This is a genomic window from Myxococcus sp. AM009, from assembly GCF_013372605.1.
GTDB lineage: Bacteria > Myxococcota > Myxococcia > Myxococcales > Myxococcaceae > Myxococcus > Myxococcus vastator.
In genome coordinates, this window is the sequence record NZ_JABXEP010000176.1 from 1 (window position 1) to 15723 (window position 15723).

The 15723-nt window shown below is 70.8% G+C and carries 13 protein-coding genes; 5 read left to right on the top strand and 8 right to left on the bottom strand.

Annotation, left to right across the window (positions count from 1 at the left end):
* Both HV824_RS30465 and HV824_RS30470 read left to right on the top strand, forming a co-directional pair.
* A partial coding sequence (locus HV824_RS30465) for an AHH domain-containing protein (protein ID WP_176424840.1) occupies positions 1-515 on the top strand: 515 nt, incomplete at its 5' end.
* Positions 516-527: 12 nt separating this feature from the next.
* The gene (locus tag HV824_RS30470) at positions 528-1094 is read left to right on the top strand and encodes a DUF1629 domain-containing protein (RefSeq protein ID WP_176421144.1); all 567 of its coding nucleotides are present in this window, start codon (positions 528-530) and stop codon (positions 1092-1094) included.
* Positions 1095-1103: 9 nt separating this feature from the next.
* Here HV824_RS30470 and epsA read toward each other — a convergent pair whose 3' ends face one another.
* From epsA to HV824_RS30495, 5 genes are all read right to left on the bottom strand, one after another.
* On the bottom strand, positions 1104-1919 hold the full coding sequence (gene epsA / locus HV824_RS30475; RefSeq protein WP_176421145.1) for an exopolysaccharide biosynthesis glycosyltransferase EpsA: 816 nt from the start codon (positions 1917-1919) through the stop codon (positions 1104-1106).
* The gene (epsB, locus tag HV824_RS30480; RefSeq protein ID WP_176421146.1) at positions 1916-4120 is read right to left on the bottom strand and encodes a GH44 family glycoside hydrolase EpsB; all 2205 of its coding nucleotides are present in this window, start codon (positions 4118-4120) and stop codon (positions 1916-1918) included. The genes epsA and epsB overlap by 4 nt, the downstream gene beginning before the upstream one ends.
* A 166-nt stretch (positions 4121-4286) precedes the next feature.
* A complete protein-coding gene (epsC, locus tag HV824_RS30485; protein ID WP_176421147.1) occupies positions 4287-4844 on the bottom strand; it encodes a serine O-acetyltransferase EpsC in 558 nt (185 codons plus the stop codon).
* Between the two features lie 9 nt (positions 4845-4853).
* The gene (epsD, locus tag HV824_RS30490; protein ID WP_176421148.1) at positions 4854-5867 is read right to left on the bottom strand and encodes an exopolysaccharide biosynthesis glycosyltransferase EpsD; all 1014 of its coding nucleotides are present in this window, start codon (positions 5865-5867) and stop codon (positions 4854-4856) included.
* Positions 5864-6382 (bottom strand): hypothetical protein, encoded by a 519-nt coding sequence (locus tag HV824_RS30495; protein WP_255208466.1) that lies wholly within the window; start codon positions 6380-6382, stop codon positions 5864-5866. Before HV824_RS30495 ends, epsD begins: the two co-directional genes overlap by 4 nt.
* A 292-nt stretch (positions 6383-6674) precedes the next feature.
* Between HV824_RS30495 and epsE the strand changes: the two genes are divergently transcribed.
* Complete coding sequence (gene epsE, locus HV824_RS30500) at positions 6675-7883, top strand: exopolysaccharide biosynthesis GT4 family glycosyltransferase EpsE (RefSeq protein WP_255208467.1); 1209 nt, start codon at positions 6675-6677, stop codon at positions 7881-7883.
* 249 nt (positions 7884-8132) lie between these two features.
* Entirely contained in the window at positions 8133-9698 is a 1566-nt protein-coding gene (gene epsF, locus HV824_RS30505) for a response regulator EpsF (protein ID WP_176424842.1), read from the top strand.
* A 19-nt stretch (positions 9699-9717) separates the two neighbouring features.
* Here epsF and wzy read toward each other — a convergent pair whose 3' ends face one another.
* Positions 9718-11304, bottom strand: coding sequence for an exopolysaccharide repeat unit polymerase (gene wzy, locus HV824_RS30510; protein WP_176424843.1), 1587 nt, complete (start codon positions 11302-11304; stop codon positions 9718-9720).
* 57 nt (positions 11305-11361) lie between these two features.
* Between wzy and epsH the strand changes: the two genes are divergently transcribed.
* Positions 11362-12669 carry an exopolysaccharide biosynthesis glycosyltransferase EpsH gene (gene epsH / locus HV824_RS30515; RefSeq protein ID WP_176420856.1) on the top strand — a complete coding sequence of 436 codons (1308 nt, stop codon included), beginning with the start codon at positions 11362-11364 and terminating at the stop codon, positions 12667-12669.
* A gap of 10 nt (positions 12670-12679) precedes the next feature.
* On the opposite strand, the gene HV824_RS30520 is transcribed toward epsH, so the two are convergent.
* Both HV824_RS30520 and HV824_RS30525 read right to left on the bottom strand, forming a co-directional pair.
* Positions 12680-14035 carry a sigma-54 dependent transcriptional regulator gene (locus tag HV824_RS30520; protein ID WP_176420857.1) on the bottom strand — a complete coding sequence of 452 codons (1356 nt, stop codon included), beginning with the start codon at positions 14033-14035 and terminating at the stop codon, positions 12680-12682.
* Positions 14032-15528 carry an ATP-binding protein gene (locus tag HV824_RS30525; protein WP_368738125.1) on the bottom strand — a complete coding sequence of 499 codons (1497 nt, stop codon included), beginning with the start codon at positions 15526-15528 and terminating at the stop codon, positions 14032-14034. The genes HV824_RS30520 and HV824_RS30525 overlap by 4 nt, the downstream gene beginning before the upstream one ends.
* Positions 15529-15723: the final 195 nt, after the last annotated feature.

The following is a 15723-nucleotide window of genomic DNA, read 5'->3' on the forward strand; positions in this document are numbered from 1 at the left end:
CGGCGAAGGCGCCCAGGCTGCCCGGCTCCGCACAGGCGGCGCTGAACGTCGAGGTGCAGGCGGGCTACCGGTACGCGGCGCTCGGGAGCGTGGAGTCGGTGGCGATGACGGCTGAGGGCTTCACCGTCGCCCTGGCACCGCATGCCGTGGCCATGACGGCTGGTGGAACGGACGGCGCGCGCCGCACGCAGAAGCACCACATCGCCACGAACAAGAATGATGTTTCGAAGGCGCGGGGTGGGCCGTGGACGCCGCGATTCAAGGCCATCTTCAAACGGGCAGGGATGGAGCTGAAGGACCCTGAGAACATTGTTCCCGTGGCAGCGCACCGAGGGCCGCATCCTCGCGAGTACCACGAGCAGGTCCTCTTCACGCTCGAAGAGGCCACGAGCACCTGTCGGACCATTGTCCAATGTCGCGAGGCGCTGACCCGGGCGCTGAACCGCCTGGCTCGAGAGGTCACGACACCCGGCACGCGGCTCAACACACTGGTGACTTCGGGCTCGCGGCGCTAGGAGGGTTCCATCATGGCGAAGCGGTACTTCCAGCTCACGGATGACATGCATCTGCCCAAACGCTGGGAGCTTGGGGCCCTCGTCGACCCCGATGCAGCCGAGATGCAACCGGCGCTGCTCAGGAGCGGAGCCCGTCTCTCAATGACGGGCCGGTTGGAGGTTTCCATTGAGGAGCCCGGCCGTCCGCTCGACTTCACCCATGCGCCGTACAGCATTCCCGTCGTGCACGTCCGAGTGGCGTCCCTGCTCGCGGAGCGGGTGCCGGACGAGGTCCAGTTCCTACCGGTCGACATCCCTTCACAGCCCGACCAGTACCTCGTGCTGAATGCCCTCCGGCTCATCCGGTGCATTGATGATGCCCACTCCTCAGAGGTCCGTTACTGGGAGCCCGAGGACGGCATGCCGGAAAAGGTCGGGACCTACTTCTCCATCTCGGGCTTGCGCATCGACCCCACCCAGGTCGGCGATGCGCGGATGTTCCGCACCTGGGGATGGACGGGGGCCCTCATCGTCTCCGAGGACCTCAAGGTCGCCCTGGAGCGGTCCGGCGCCACGGGGATGAAGTTCACCCCCGTGTGACGCGGGCGGCTACTCCGGCTTCTTCGTCCCCGTCCGCTCCCAGAACTCGCGCAGCAGAATCGTGGCGAAGCGGGAGTCATTCAGGATGTACCGCCGCCACAGGCGCTTGGGCTCGTTGACCAGCCGGTACAGCCACTCGAAGCCCGCGCGAGAAATCCACGCGGGCGCGCGCTTCGCCGTGCCGGCGATGAAGTCCAGCCCCGCGCCAATGCCAATCGCCGTCGTGGGGCCCAGCTTGGACGCCACCTGCGAAATCCACACCTCCTGCTTCGGGCTGCCCAGCGCCACCAGCAGCAGGTGTGGATCCTTCTCGCGAATCTTCGCGACAATCGGGTCGTTCTGCGCGTCACCGCCGTCCACGCGCACCATGGGCGAATCCCAGCCCACCACCTCCACGCCGAACTGCTCGCCGACGATGCGGCCCACCTTCTCCGCCACGCCGGGGCCCGCGCCCAGCAGGAACACGCGCCACTTGCGCTCCGCCCCCAGCTTCATCAGCGGGAGGATGAGGTCCGAGCCGGCGATGCGCTCGGGCAGCGGCACGTCCATGGCGCGCGAGGCCCAGACGATGGGCATCCCATCCACCACCGAAATCGCGGCGCGCGAGTACGCCTCGCGGAACTGCACGTTGTCCTCGGCCAGCACCACGTGGTCCACGTTGGCGGTGAACACGTAGCCACCCTGGCGCGAGTCCACCAGCCGGCCAATCTCCGTCACCGCCTCCTCGAAGGTGAGCTGGTCGATGGCGAGCTGGCCGATGCTCAGGCGCGCGCGGCCAGGGGTGAACGGGGTCTGTGGAGGTACGGGCGTCGCGGCGGAGCTCATGGCTTCTTCACCGTCAGGTCGAGCACGGTCATGGAATAGGGCGGCAGCCGCTGTGTCAGGGAGCCCGCGGCCTTCGCACCGGGAGTCTGCTCGGTGAACCCCCCAGGTGCGCCCGAGTAGCCCAGCACGCGCACGCTGTCGAGTGTCCCGCAGCCCTTGAGTTGAATCTGCGCCTGGGCGGTCTGGTCCGGGTCGAAGTTGAGCACCACCGCCACCAGCTTGCCGGCCGCCTCATCGCGTGAGGCGAACACGCTGGTGCCCTCTGCGGCCTTCGCGGGCACCCACCAGTCCTGGAAGCGGCTGCCCTTGCCGTCGAAGTTCCGGAACGCGCGGAACGCCCAGAACACCGGCGAGCCCTCGGTGGGGTACTGCCAGAAGTAGGCGGAGTAGATGTTCTCCTGCGCGAAGCGGCCCAGCGCCTCGGCCTGGGCCAGGCCGCCGCTCATGTGCCGGAAGGCGCCGAAGTTGTACTCACCAATGGAGATGCGCAGGCCCGGATAGTTGTCCGCAATCCACTCCTTCATGCGCGGGATGAGGCGCACGGGCTCGCCAATCCAGGACTCGTCCTTGTACGTGGCATCCCACAGCCCGCGCGTGGAGCGGATGCGGCGCGCGTTGGTGGCCGGGTCCGTGTTGCCCTCCAGGCCGACGCCCACGTTCGTCTGGGGATAGAAGTGCAGGTCCAATATGTCGAGCAGCCGCACGCCCGTCTTCTTCTCGTGCTCGCGCAGCTGCCGCAGGTACCAGGGCACCAGGGGGACGTTGCCGTGCGCGCGCCGGTCGGAGTGCGGCATCTTCCCCGGCGTGAAGTCCGCCGCGGACCACAGGTAGTTCGTCCAGCCCCACTCGGCCGGGCCCGCGATGAGGCCCTCCGGGTCTTCCTTCCGCACCACCGTGCCGTAGGCAATCGTGCGCTCCAGCAGCCCGTCATAGGACAGCGGCTCCGGGTGCACGTCGCGGTGCGTGGAGTTCCAGAGCATGGGCTCGTTGTCCAGGATGTACGTCTGGACGCTGCGCTGGCCCCGCGCCTGGTCCTTCTTCCGGATGGCGCGGATCCACTCGGCGACGAACTCCGGAGGCGCCTCGGTGCTGGTGAGCGTCGGCGCGCCGGGCTTCAGCGGCGTGCCATCCCGGGCCAGGCCGTTGCCCGCGCCGTTGTCCTCCTGCTGCTGCGGGCCGAAGCGCGTCACCGGGAAGCCCGCTGACTTCGTGTCCTTGGCCACCCAGCCCAGGATGGGCACCGTCAGCGCGGACGTCATGCCGTGCTTGCGGTTGGACTCCAGGAAGTCGTCGTAGCTCAGGCCGATGTCGACGTTCTGGTAGAACCAGTCGTTCGCGGTGTTCCACGCGCCGCCCAGCTTCCAGTTGTAGCGGGACGTGGGGTTGCCGCCCCAGCGGCGCGTGGTGGCGCCGACCTCGTACTGGTGCGTGTCGCGCTTCTCCGTCAACCCGTCGAAGGCGATGCCGTAGATGAGCGGGCTGATGGGGTGGCTCGGCGCGGTGCAGTCGATGGTCATCGGCGCCTCGCGGCCGCTGCCCTGGCCCGTGCGTCCGCCCCCCGCGGCCAGCGCGGCGGCGAGGTCTGGCGGCAGCGGCACCAGCGCCACCTTGTCGAACAGCACCCACTCCCGGCCCACGCTCTTGGAGGCGCGCAGCACCACGCGGTCGAAGGGCTGGCCGCTGGGGTTGAGCTGCTCCATGGGGATGACGATTTCAGACCACTCGCCGTCCTTGCGGACCTGGAGCTCGGGGATGATGGGGACGCGCGGGAAGCTGGCGGCGCCCGGGGCGTCCAGGCGGACCTCCAGGAACTCGCCGAAGGACTCCGGCGCGCTGAAGCGGAACGTCAGCGCGCCGAAGGTGCCCTCCAGCTTGGGCCGGTAGAGAATCCACCCGGCGTAGTTGAACAGGCGCATGCGCGCCGGCGCGCCCTTGGGCAACTCGCGCTGCGCCCAGCCGAGGTCCTTCCAGTCGGGGGACAGGCCGCCGTCGTACAGCATCACCGGCGCGGTCTTCTCGGTGCCCGGCGTCGTGGCCGTCGTGCCGCGCGTCTCCGCTGCGTTGCTCGTGTCGGGCGCCGCGCTGCTCGCTCCTGCAGCGCCTGGCGCTTCCGCGCCGACGGCCCACGCGACAGTGACAGTGCCCCCGGCCAGCAGCGCACCCGATAGGACAGCGGCGCCAGCCTTCGTCCGTGAACGCATCACTCCGTCCTTCCTGAAGGCGCTGCCGTCACCGCGCTAGAGCGCCACTCCATCCGCGAACGCTTCACACCTTCCTCCATGCGCGTGCTGCCGCCACCGGGCCAGCGCGCGACTCCATCCGCGAACGCCCGCGCGGTGCGCTCCACGGCCGCGCCCGCCCGCCCCGCTACAGCGCGACGTCGTCCGAGTCCTTGCGCGGGAAGATGCGGGCGGGAATCCCCACTGCCACGCTGTCCGGCGGCACGTCCTGGAGCACCACCGCGTTGGCGCCGATGCGCGAGCGCGCGCCGATGCGCACCGGCCCCAGGATGCGAGCCCCCGCGCCAATCCAGACGTCATCCTCGATGACGGGATAGCCGTTGTCCTTCGCGGTGCCCACGGTGTTGTTCCCGTAGAAGCGCACGCGGTCGCCGATGCGCGCGTCGCCGCCGATGACGACGCCCAGGCTGTGCACGAAGTACACGCCCTTGCCGAGCGTGACGTCCTTCCCAATCTCAATCCCCATCACCGCCGTCTGCGCCACGCGCAGCACGTGGTTCAGCAGGGGGATGCGGTAGGTCAGCGCGGCCTCGCGGGCGCGGTTGAGCGCGGTGATGCGGTACGAGTCACTGGTCAGCACCACCTTGGCAATGGACTTCGCGTCCGAGCTGCCATTGGCGGCCTTCGCCAGCTCCAGCGCATCCGTGACGAGCGAGCCAATCATCGAGTCCCTGACCTTCAGCATGGTGTGTGACTACTCCCCCCGGCCCTGCAGGTAGCGAGCGACCTCGCGGGCGATGCCCGTCCAGCCGCCGGCCTCGCCGCGCGCGCCGCGCAGATACTCCATCCCGTACACCACGGAGGTGCCGGCGAAGGCGGCCTTCTCCAGGCCCAGCTTGTCCGCGGCGTTGGCGGCGTGCATCACCGCGCGCGTCAGCACGCGGGACGCGTCCGGCGCCACCAGGGTCGCGGCCAGCAGCGGGCGGGTGAGGGGGTTGGTCTGGAAGAGCAGCCGCCACGGATTGACGTCGCGCACGTCCGGGTGCTTCCGGGCCACCTGCGTGTCGAACATGCCGTAGCGGTGCGCGCGCTTCAGCCAGCGCTCGAAGGAGAGGTGGTCACTGCCGTGCCGCACGTACGCGTCGCGCGCGAAGACGAAGGCGCAGCCGGCCTTCTCCAGCCGCACGCCCAGCTCCACGTCCTCCGACTGGCCCAACGACTTGTCGAAGCCGCCCACGCCCACGTAGTCCGCGCGGGGGAAGGACACGTTGCCGGTGAACAGGTGGACGCCGCGGGCGCGGGCGCCGGGGGTGGAGAGCTCCTCGGCCATGCGGTTGTTGAGGTACGCGTACCAGCGCTCGAACAACGGCATGTCGCCAATGGAAGGGTCCGGCCGGATGCGGCCCAGCACCACGGTGCGCGAGCCCTCCGGATGGTGCGACAGGTGCCGCTCCAGGAAGTCCGGGCCCACCTGCATGTCGTCATCCGTGACGAGCACCACTTCACCCCGGGCGGCCATGACGCCCCGGTGCCGGGCGGCGGCGGCGCCCGCGTTCTGCTGCACCTCCACGCGCAGGGTGTAGGGCAGGGCCAGGGCTCGCAGTGGCTCGCGGGCGGGCTCCTTGGAGCCGTCGTCCACCACGACGACCTCGAACTGCTCGGGCGGCAGCGTCTGCCCGGCCAGCTGCCACAGCAGCCGGGTGATGAGGGGCAGCCGGTTGTACGTGGCGATGACGACGCTGAGCCGGGGCGCGGAGGTGGAGCTCATGCCTTCTTCTTCTGGGAAGCCGCCCGGCGCTGCTTCTTCGTCAGCCGGGGAAAGGTGACGCTGCCGAGGAAGCGCTCGCGGCCCACGAACTCCAGGGTTTTGCTGGCGGCGCCGAAGTCCGTCTCGCCCAGGGTGACGCAGAGGAGGCAGCCGTCCGCGGCCAGCGCCAGGGGCAGGCTGGCCGGGCGGGTCATCAGCGAGTCGATGACGGCGACGACGCGCTCACCCCGGGACACGCGCTCGCGCAGCTCCAGCACCTTCTGCGCGGCGGCGGTGGGCGACAGGCCGGTGGCGTCCTCCAGGTGGATCTTCTGCGTGTAGGCGTAGGGCGCGCCCGCCTCCAGCACGGCCGTGGCGGCCTCGAGCCCCGGGGCGCCTGGGTGGGCAGGCACCACCGTGAGGAAGCTCCACGCGTGGCGCTCCAGGGCGAACCACAGCCGTTGCAGCGCCGGGGATGGAATGGCGCTGTCGGTCGAGGTGGCGTCGGCGGGAGGTGCGCTGGAATCGGCGGCCATGGGGAGGGGCTCGGTATAGCGCAACGCGTGGCGGCGGCCCAACGGCCTCTCCGGGCGGTCCGGGGCGCGGCGGCCCGCCTGGCTGCCGAGGCGCGCACCGGTGACGCGTAACGGTCAGCGCCTCCCGGACCGGGCGTTGCGTGGCGCGCGCCTCGGGCGACCCGGCGGGGCCCGGGAAGCCCTCCCCACCGCGCGCATGAAGGCCGCGTGACGGGCTGGGTAGACCCCCACCCACGCCGTGTCGGGGGCGGGCAGGCGTGTTATGCCATCCGCTGTGCAGAAGATTGGCTATTTGATTCCCGAGTTCCCTGGACAGACGCACATCTTCTTCTGGCGCGAGCTGCAGGCGCTGCCGGGGAAGGGCGTGACGCCGGAGCTGGTGTCCACGCGCCCGCCTCCCGCGCGCATCATCTCGCACAGCTGGGCGCGCGAGGCCATGTCGCGCACGGAGTACCTGGCTCCGCCGGGGCCGCTGGGGGTGGCCAAGGCCGCCGCGGAGGTGGCCCGCGCCATGCCCACGGGCTGGGCCCGGTGCCTGGCCTCCATCGCCCGGGCGGAGGGGCTGGACGCGAAGGGCCGCGCGCAGCTGCTGGCCTTCGCCGTCATGGGCGGCCGGCTGGCGTCGCTGGCGCGGGAGCGGGGCTGGACGCACGTCCACGTCCATTCGTGCGCCAACGCCGCGCACGTGGCGCTCTTCGCGCACCTCCTGTCGGGGCTGCCCTACAGCCTGACGCTGCACGGGCCGCTGGACGACTACGGCCCCAACCAGCGTGAGAAGTGGCGCCACGCGCAATTCGCCTTCGTGATTACGAAGAAGCTGCTCCAGGAAGTGAATGACGAACTGGCGGGCGCCCTGCCGCCGCGCATCGAGCTGGCGCCCATGGGCGTGGAGCTGAGCAAGTTCAACCGCTCCGTGCCCTACGCGGCGTGGACGGGGGAGGGCCCGCTGCGCCTCTTCTCCTGCGGGCGCCTCAACCCCTGCAAGGGCCACGCGGACCTCATTGACGCGGTGGGGATGTTGCGCGCGAAGGGGCTGGACGCGCGGCTGTCCATCGCGGGCGAGGACGAGGCCGGCGGCACCACGTACCGCAAGGTGCTGGAGGCCCGAATCCAGGAGGCGGGCCTGGGCGACGCGGTGACGTTGCTGGGCGCGGTGAGCGAGGACACGGTGCGCGGTGAAATCGAGCGCGCGCACCTCTTCGCGCTGGCCAGCCTCCAGGAGCCGCTGGGCGTGGCCATCATGGAGGCCATGGCCATGCGCGTGCCCGTGGTGGTGACGGGCGCGGGCGGCGTGCCGGAGCTGGTGGATGACGGCGTGGACGGAGTCCTCGTGCCCCCGCAGCAGCCCCGCGTCCTGGCGGACAAGCTGGAGGCCGTGGCGCGCGACGCCCAGGAAGCCCACCGGCTGGGAGAGGCGGGCCGCCGCAAGGTGGAGACGACGTTCAGCAGCGAGCGCAGCGCGGACATGCTCGCGCGGATGCTCCAGCGGGCGGTGGTGTAGCGGGCCACACGGTAGGACCTCCTGCCGCGCTGGAAGGTGTTGTCGGGCCATCACTGGCCCGGTGCGGTCCTCTTCGCGGACTGGTGGGCGCCCCAGGGCGGCACCATGATGGGGCCGTCCTGACCGGGGGCCGCTGAGGCCGCCCGCCTGCCGGGGACCCACGGGCTGGGCGAACCGGACCTGTTGCCAAATCGTCGGGGGCGCATTACCGCCTGGGGTCATGCACGAAGGGAGGCGTCGCGGGTGACCATGCCCGAGCAACCCACGTTCCATGCGCCCACCCGGCTGGAGCCGCTCGCCACGAGTGTCCTGCTGGTGGACGACAACGCGGCCAACCTGCTCGCGCTGGAGGCCGTCCTGGAGCCGCTGGGCCAGCGGCTGGTGAGGGCGTCCTCCGGTCCCGAGGCCCTGCGGTGGCTGCTGCGGGAGGCGTTCGCCGTCATCCTGCTGGACGTGCAGATGCCCGGCGTGGACGGCTTCGAGACGGCCCGCCTCATCCGCCAGCGCCAGCGCACCCGCTACACGCCCATCATCTTCCTCACCGCGCACAGCCGCGACGAGGCCCACCTGGTGCATGGCTACACGGTGGGCGCGGCGGACTACGTGGTGAAGCCCTTCCACCCGGACGTGCTGCGCTGGAAGGTGGAGGCCTTCGTCGGGCTGTACCTCCATCAGCAGCGGCTCCAGCGGCACGAGTCCGCGCTGTGGGAGCACGAGCGCCGGATGCTGGAGCAGCAGGGCGAGCTGCGCTTCCGCCGGCTGGTGGACACCATGCCCCAGTTCGTCTGGGAGCTGCTGCTGGACGGCACCATCGGCTACGCCAACCGGGGCTGGCTGGACTACGCGGGGCTGTCGCCGGAGCAGGGGCGGAGGTGGAAGGACACCCTGACCTGCCTGCACCCGGAGGACGCCTCCAGCCTTCGGAGCGCCTGGCAGGTGGCGCAGTGCACGGGCCACCCGCTGGAACAGGAGTGCCGGCTGCGGGGGGCGGATGGGGCGTACCGCTGGTTCCTGACACGCACGATTCCCGAGCGCGATGAGCGGGGCCAGCTCGCCGGCTGGGTCGCCACGGCGACGGACATCGACGACGCGCGCCGCGCGGTGGAGACGCTGCGGGCGGCCAGTGAAGCGAAGGACATGTTCCTCACCATGGCGGCGCACGAGCTGCGCACGCCGCTGCAGGCCGCGCGGGGGTATGCGCACCTGGCCTCGGTGAAGGCGGGCGACACGCTGGCGCCGGGCGTGGACAAGGCGCTGCAAGGCATCCACCGCAGCGTGAATCGCATGGCGAAGCTGGTGGAGAACCTGCTCGACGTGAGGCGCATCCAGCGGGGCGAGCTGCACCTGGAGCCGAAGGCGCTGGACGTGGGCGCGCTGCTGCGCGACGTGGCCGGGCACTTCGAGCCGCTGCCCGAAGGCCAGCACATTGAACTGGACGCCCCCGAGGGACTGGTGGTGCCCGGAGACCGCGAGCGGCTGGACCAGGTGTTCACCAACCTGGTGTCGAACGCGCTGCGCTACTCACCGGAGGGCGGGCGCATCCGGCTCGCCGCCCGCGAGGAGGCGGGGCGCGTGCACGTGGAGGTGGTGGACCACGGGCTGGGCATCCCCGGTGAGAAGCTGGAGGACATCTTCGAGCGCTTCAACCGCGCGCACGGGATTGCCTACGGAGGCCTGGGCCTGGGCCTGTCGATTGCGCGCGGCATCGTCGAACGCCACGGCGGTCGCATCTGGGCGGAGTCCCCTGGCGGGGAGGGCGCGGGCAGCACCTTCCACGTCGTGCTGCCGGTGGCGCCGGACGCGCGGACCCCATGACGCCGCGGCGGCGCCGGGCTCAGGACTGGCGCGCGGCGGGGGCCTTCGCGTCGCCTTCGTTGGGGTAGGTGATGGCGCCCGGCGGCGGCACGGGCGCGGCGGGGGCGGGGCCCAGCAGCCGGCTGTGCGGCATGGGCCACGCGCCGGTGTGCACGGCGAGCTTCCCCGTCATGGCCACGGCCAGCGATATCTGGAACGTGCAGATGTACGAGATGATGCCCATGTCTCCGAACACCTGGTTGATGTACGTGGCCACCAGCCCGACGATGATGAGCGCGGCGGCGCGGTACTCCGACTCCGTGGCGCGGTGGTACGCGCGCACCACCAGGTAGACGGTGACGGCCAGGTACAGCCACACGCCCGTGTAGCCCAGCATCCCGCCGAACGCGAACAGCCCCAGCAGCGAGTTGTGCGGGTGGAAGCGGTACTGGGGGAAGACGAAGGCGATGTCCGGCAGCGGGATGGGCTCCAGGAACTCGTGCCCGTAGCCGGTGCCCAATATCGGGAACTGGGCCCACGTGGCGATCATGTCCAGGTTCTCGATGTCGCGGTAGTCCAGGTTGCCTTCGCCGCCCTGGCCGTCCACCAGCGACCGGATGGTCTGCACCGGCGCGAAGACGGACGAGCCGGAGTTCCACCCCGCCGCGATGTACACGATGACGAAGGGCGCGAAGAAGGGCAGCGTCCGCACCAGGAACCGCTTCAGCGGCGTCCACGGGTTGATGAGGAAGGCCGCCAGCAGACAGCCGGCGAAGCTGACATAGGCCAGGCGCCGGTCATTGAAAATCATGCCAATGCCAATGAAGGCGATGATGGCCAGGCCGCGCAGCACGTGCGCGGCCTTGGGCTTCTCGATGAAGCGCATCGACGCCACCAGCAGGGCGAAGACGAACGTCATCGAGTCCGAGTGGGACGTGGTGTACTCCACCTCCACGCCCAGCTCGTGCACCACCACCATGGCGAAGTAGGTGCTCACCGCGGACTTGGTGAGGCCGGCCAGGATGATGGTCTTCGCGAAGGCGGGCCAGTCCTCCGGGCCCCGCATGGCGTAGTGATACATCGCCACGATGAAGGGCATCATCGCGGCCTGGTGCCATTGCCACAGCGAGTTCTTGATGTCCCCGCCCCGGGCGATGCCGCGCACCTCCATCCAGAGGATGGCGACCAGGGACAGCGCCACCACGGCGATGAGCGGCCGGGGCATGGGCAGCGGCACCGGGTCGATGGTGGACTTCGTCACCCGCCGGTACATCGCCAGCCCCATCAACCCGAGGATGAGCACGTCCACCAGCGGGAAGCGCAGCGCCCCGATTTTGGTGATGTAGCTGAGCTGCGCGAACATCAGCTCGCCCAGCGGGTGGAGCGGTGAGGGCCACAGGCCGGACTGCGGCCGCTCCGGCACGTAGTCCACCGCCAGGACGAGCCAGGTCACCACCAGCACCGGGTACTTCACCGGCACCTTCAGGATGACCCACACCACCCCCAGGCACAGCACGGGGGCCAGCGCGACCACGGGGTGGATGACGGCGCCGCCCACGGTGGCCAGCACCAGGAAGGCGAGCAGCGCGCCGTAGCGCAGGTAGGGCGGCCGGTGGGGTGCGTACATCGAGACCCGGAGGAGGCTACATCCACGGCGCGGGTTGGGATAGATGGAGTGGCACGTATGCCTGCTCCCCGCCCACGCGTCCTCCTGATTGCCGAGCTGTGCAACCCCGACTGGGTGAGCGTCCCGCTCGAAGGCTGGTCGCTCTACCGCGCGCTGGCAGAGGTGGCGGACGTGCACCTGGTCACCCATGTCCGCAACCGGGAGAACATCCTCAAGCAGGGCGTGCAGGAGGGCTCGCAGTTCACCGCGCTGGACTCCACGCCGGTGGAGAAGCCGCTCGACAAGGTGGGCGAGGCGCTGCGGGGGCGCACCGGGGTGGGCTGGACGACGGCCACCGCGCTGAGCGCGCTGCCCTACTACTACTTCGAGGAGGTGCTCTGGCGCCGCTTCGGGCCGCGCATCGAGGCGGGCGAGTTCGACCTGGTGCACCGCTACACGCCCATCAGCCCCACCACGCCCAGCACGCTGGCGGCGCGGTGCAAGAAGGTGGGCGTGCCCTTCGTCATGGGGCCGCTCAACGGCGGCCTGCCCTGGCCCAAGGGCTTTGGCGGCGCGCGGCGGCGGGAGAAGGAGTGGCTGAGCTACATCCGTGACATCTACAAGCTGATGCCCTTCTACAAGTCCACGCGGGAGAACGCGTCCGCCATCATCACCGGCTCGCGCGCCACGCGGGGGCAGGTGTCTGGGCAGTGGCAGGGCAAGACGGTGTACGTGCCGGAGAACGCCATCGACACCCGGCGCTTCGGCACGGCGAAGTCGGAGGGCCCGGTGGAGCTGCCCCTGCGCGTGGCCTTCGTGGGCCGCTTCGTGCCCTACAAGGGCATGGCCATGTTGATGGAGGCCGCCGCGCCGCTCATCCGCGAGGGCAAGGTGGTGCTGGAGTACATCGGTGATGGCCAGGAGATGGCCAACCTCCGGGCGCAGGCGGCGCGCGAGGGCATCGAGTCCGGCGTGACGTTCGCCGGCTGGGTGAAGCACCAGGAGCTGCAGGGCCGGCTGGCGAAGAACCACCTCTTCGGCTTCCCCAGCGTGCGCGAGTTCGGCGGCGCGGTGGTGTGCGAGGCCATGGCGCTGGGGCTGGTGCCCATCGTCATGGACTACGGCGGCCCGGGGGAAATCGTGAGCCCGGCCACCGGCTTCGCCATTCAAATGGGGACGCCGGAGGAGATTGTCCTGCGCGTGCGCGAGGTGCTGACGAAGCTGGCGGCGGACCCGTCCGTCATCCGCCCCATGGGCGAGCGCGCCCGTGAGCGCATCTTCAAGTACTTCACCTGGAAGGCGAAGGCGGAGCAGGTGCTGGAGGTGTACCGCTGGGTGAAGGGCGAGCGCGGTCAGCCCGACTGGGGCATGCCGCTGGCGGACTGAGGGCGCGGCCTCACTCGTCCAGGCCCAGCTTGCGGTACAGCGTGCGCCGGTTGATGCCCAGGATGCGCGCGGCGGCGGCCTTGTTGCCGCCCTGCGCCTCCATCACCCGGCGCACGTAGGCGCGCTCCACTTCTTCCAGGGGCGCGTCCTCCCCCGAGGCGCGGCTGAGCAGCGACGTCAGGCCGCTGTCGCCGCCGCCCGGCAGGTCGAAGTCCTCCGGCACCAGCGTGTCGTGGTCCGCCAGGGCCACCGCGCGCTCCAGCAGGTTGGCCAGCTCGCGCACGTTGCCGGGCCACGCGTGGGCCAGCAGCCGCTTCAGCGCGGTGGCGGACACGCCCAGCACCTCGCGCTGCTGCTGCTCGCCCAGGCGCCCGAGGAAGAAGTCCACCAGCGGCAGGATGTCCTCACGCCGCTCGCGCAGCGGGGGCACTTCGATGCGGATGACGTTGAGGCGGTAGTAGAGGTCCGCGCGGAAGCGGCCCTCACGCAGCAGCACCTCCAGCGGCTGGTTGGTGGCGGCCAGCACGCGGGCGCGCACGGGCGTCTCGGTGCTCGAGCCCAGGGGCCGCACGCGCCCCGTCTCCAGGGCCTGGAGCAGCTTGGCCTGCACCTCCAGCGACAGCTCGCCCACTTCATCCAGGAAGAGCGTCCCGCCGCCCACCGACACGAAGACGCCGGCCCGGTCCTCGCGCGCGTCGGTGTAGGCGCCGCGTCTGGCGCCGAACAGCTCGCTCTCCGCCAGCCCCGAGGGCAGGGCCGCGCAGTTGAGCGGGAGGAAGGGCTGGGCGCGTCGACCGCTGGACTCGTGGATGAAGCGCGCCAGGGCGCTCTTGCCGGTGCCCGTCTCGCCGGTGAGCAGCACGGTGGCGTCGCTGCGCGCCGCGCGGCGGGACACCTCCAGCGCCTTCTGCATGGCGGGGCTGCGGGCCACCAGTCCGCCGGGTGTGTCGCCGGGGACGGCCGCGCGCAGGCGCACGATTTCGCGGCGCAGTTGCCGCTCGCGGAAGGCGCGCTCCAGCGTGAGGACGAGCGCGTCGACGTTGAAGGGCTTGGTGACGAAGTCGCACGCGCCGGCCTTCACCGCCGCCACCGCCAGCTCCACGCCGCCGAAGGCGGTGATGAGCACCACCAGCTGGCCCGGCTTGCGCGTCAGCAGCGCCTCCAGCACCTCGGTGCCGCGCATGCGGGGCATCTCCACGTCGGTGATGACCAGGTCGAAGGACTCGCGCTCGAAGAGGGCCAGCGCCTCCTCCGGGGAGGTGCGCCCCACCGCCTCGTAGCCCCGCGCGTCCAGGGACTCACAGAGGAAGTCCACCACGCCCGCGTCATCATCCAGGATGAGCAGGCGCCTTCTGGGAGTGCTCATGCCGCCCCCGCTCCTTCTTCCTTCTCGGAAGGAATGTGCACGACGAAGTGGGTGCCCTGGCCCGGGCGCGACGTCACCGTCACGGCGCCGCCGTGCTCGGCGACGATGGCCTTCACCACCGGCAGGCCCAGGCCCGTGCCGCCGTGGGCGCTCCAGGTGGTGAAGAAGGGCTCGAAGACGCGCTCCAGCGCCGCTTCATCCATGCCCACCCCAGTGTCCTCCACGGACAGGCGCACGCCGTGGCGCTCGCGCAGGCCAGGGGCGGGCTGGAAGGTGGACGGCGCCAGCGTCACCCGCACCTCGCCGCCTCGGGGCGTGGCGCGCAGCGCGTTGGTGAGCAGGTTGAGCGCCACCTGCTGCAGGCCGTCTCCATCCGCCAGCACGCGAGGGAGCGGCTCCTCGCGATGGAAGGTCAGCCGGACGTCGCGCTTGCGCGCGTCGAACTCCACCAGCTCCACCACCGCGCGCACGGAGGCGAGCGCGTCCAGGGACTCCAGCCTCGACGGCTTGCGGCGGGCCAGGTCCAGGAGCTGGCGGACGATGCGCTCGATGCGCTCCGACTGCTCCACCAGGATGCGCGCGTTGCGCCGAACGTCGTCGGGCAGCTCGGCGCGCGCGGCCAGGGCCTGGGCCCGTCCGTTGAGGATGAGCAGGGGTGAGCCGATTTCGTGCGCCAGCCCCGCGGACAGCTGTCCCACGGCGGCCAGCTTGTCCACGCGTCGCAGGCCCGCCTCCAGCGCCAGCCGTGACTCCGCCTCGGCCGACAGCCGCTGCCGCGCCTCGCTCAGCTCCTTCACCATGCCGTTGAAGGCGTGGACGACCTCGCCCACCTCGTCGTCACCGCCGGGTGTCACGGTGGCCGAGAAGTCGCCTCCGCGCACCGCGCGCATCGCCCCCACCACGCGCTCCAGGGGACGCTGGAGGTAGAGCAGCAGCAGCAGCCAGCCCACCAGGGAGATGCCCGCGATGAGCGTCAGCACCGACAGCACGGTGGAGCGGGTGGTGGCCTCCAAATCCTGCCGCAGCCCGTCCAGCGGCTTCAGCACCGCGAGCGCCCCCACCACGGCGGTGCTGTCATCACTGTGCAGGGGCAGGACGATGAGCAGGTGCGACAGCTCCTCGGGGCCCGCGAAGTGGGTGAGGGCGTGGTGCGTCTTCACCACCCGCCGGGAGGCCTCCTCCACCAGGTGCAGCGTCCGCGAGCTGCCCGGCGAGCGCACCACCGGCTCGCCCCGGGCGTCGAAGACGAAGACGTCCACGGTCGGGTCTCTGTGGTCCAACGACTCCAGGATTTCGTTGACGTCCGCCGCCTGCCCGTCCCGCAGCGCGTTCTCCATGGCCACCTGGAGCGCCGTGGCCAAGAGCCGCGTGGCCTGCTCGGTGGCCGTCCGCAGGTCGTGCTCCTCCTTCTGGAGCTGGCTGTAGCCGTAGGAGCCCAGGATGACGGCGCTCGTCAGCGTCAGGCCCAGGCCCAGCTTCGTGGAGATGCGCACGCCGGGCACTGTGGCGAAAGTGCACAGGTGGTTCAATAAGCACCAGTCCCGCCTGCTCGCTGAGCGTCGCCGTTCTCAGTAATTACAAGAGGTTGAAGGCGCGGTACGGTGGACCAGGACTTGCCCAGGGGCTGGGGCATGAACAGGACCCTGCTCCTTGGCCTCTGGGCCTTCTCCGCCGCCTGCTCGGGCGCG

Bases quoted from the DNA above. Each gene is read 5' to 3' on its own strand.
- HV824_RS30470 (WP_176421144.1), top strand. From the start codon at position 528: ATGGCGAAGCGGTACTTCCAGCTCACGGATGACATGCATCTGCCCAAA.
- epsA (WP_176421145.1), bottom strand. From the start codon at position 1,919: ATGAGCTCCGCCGCGACGCCCGTACCTCCACAGACCCCGTTCACCCCT.
- epsB (WP_176421146.1), bottom strand. From the start codon at position 4,120: ATGCGTTCACGGACGAAGGCTGGCGCCGCTGTCCTATCGGGTGCGCTG.
- epsC (WP_176421147.1), bottom strand. From the start codon at position 4,844: ATGCTGAAGGTCAGGGACTCGATGATTGGCTCGCTCGTCACGGATGCG.
- epsD (WP_176421148.1), bottom strand. From the start codon at position 5,867: ATGAGCTCCACCTCCGCGCCCCGGCTCAGCGTCGTCATCGCCACGTAC.
- HV824_RS30495 (WP_255208466.1), bottom strand. From the start codon at position 6,382: ATGGCCGCCGATTCCAGCGCACCTCCCGCCGACGCCACCTCGACCGAC.
- epsF (WP_176424842.1), top strand. From the start codon at position 8,133: ATGCCCGAGCAACCCACGTTCCATGCGCCCACCCGGCTGGAGCCGCTC.
- wzy (WP_176424843.1), bottom strand. From the start codon at position 11,304: ATGTACGCACCCCACCGGCCGCCCTACCTGCGCTACGGCGCGCTGCTC.
- epsH (WP_176420856.1), top strand. From the start codon at position 11,362: ATGCCTGCTCCCCGCCCACGCGTCCTCCTGATTGCCGAGCTGTGCAAC.
- HV824_RS30520 (WP_176420857.1), bottom strand. From the start codon at position 14,035: ATGAGCACTCCCAGAAGGCGCCTGCTCATCCTGGATGATGACGCGGGC.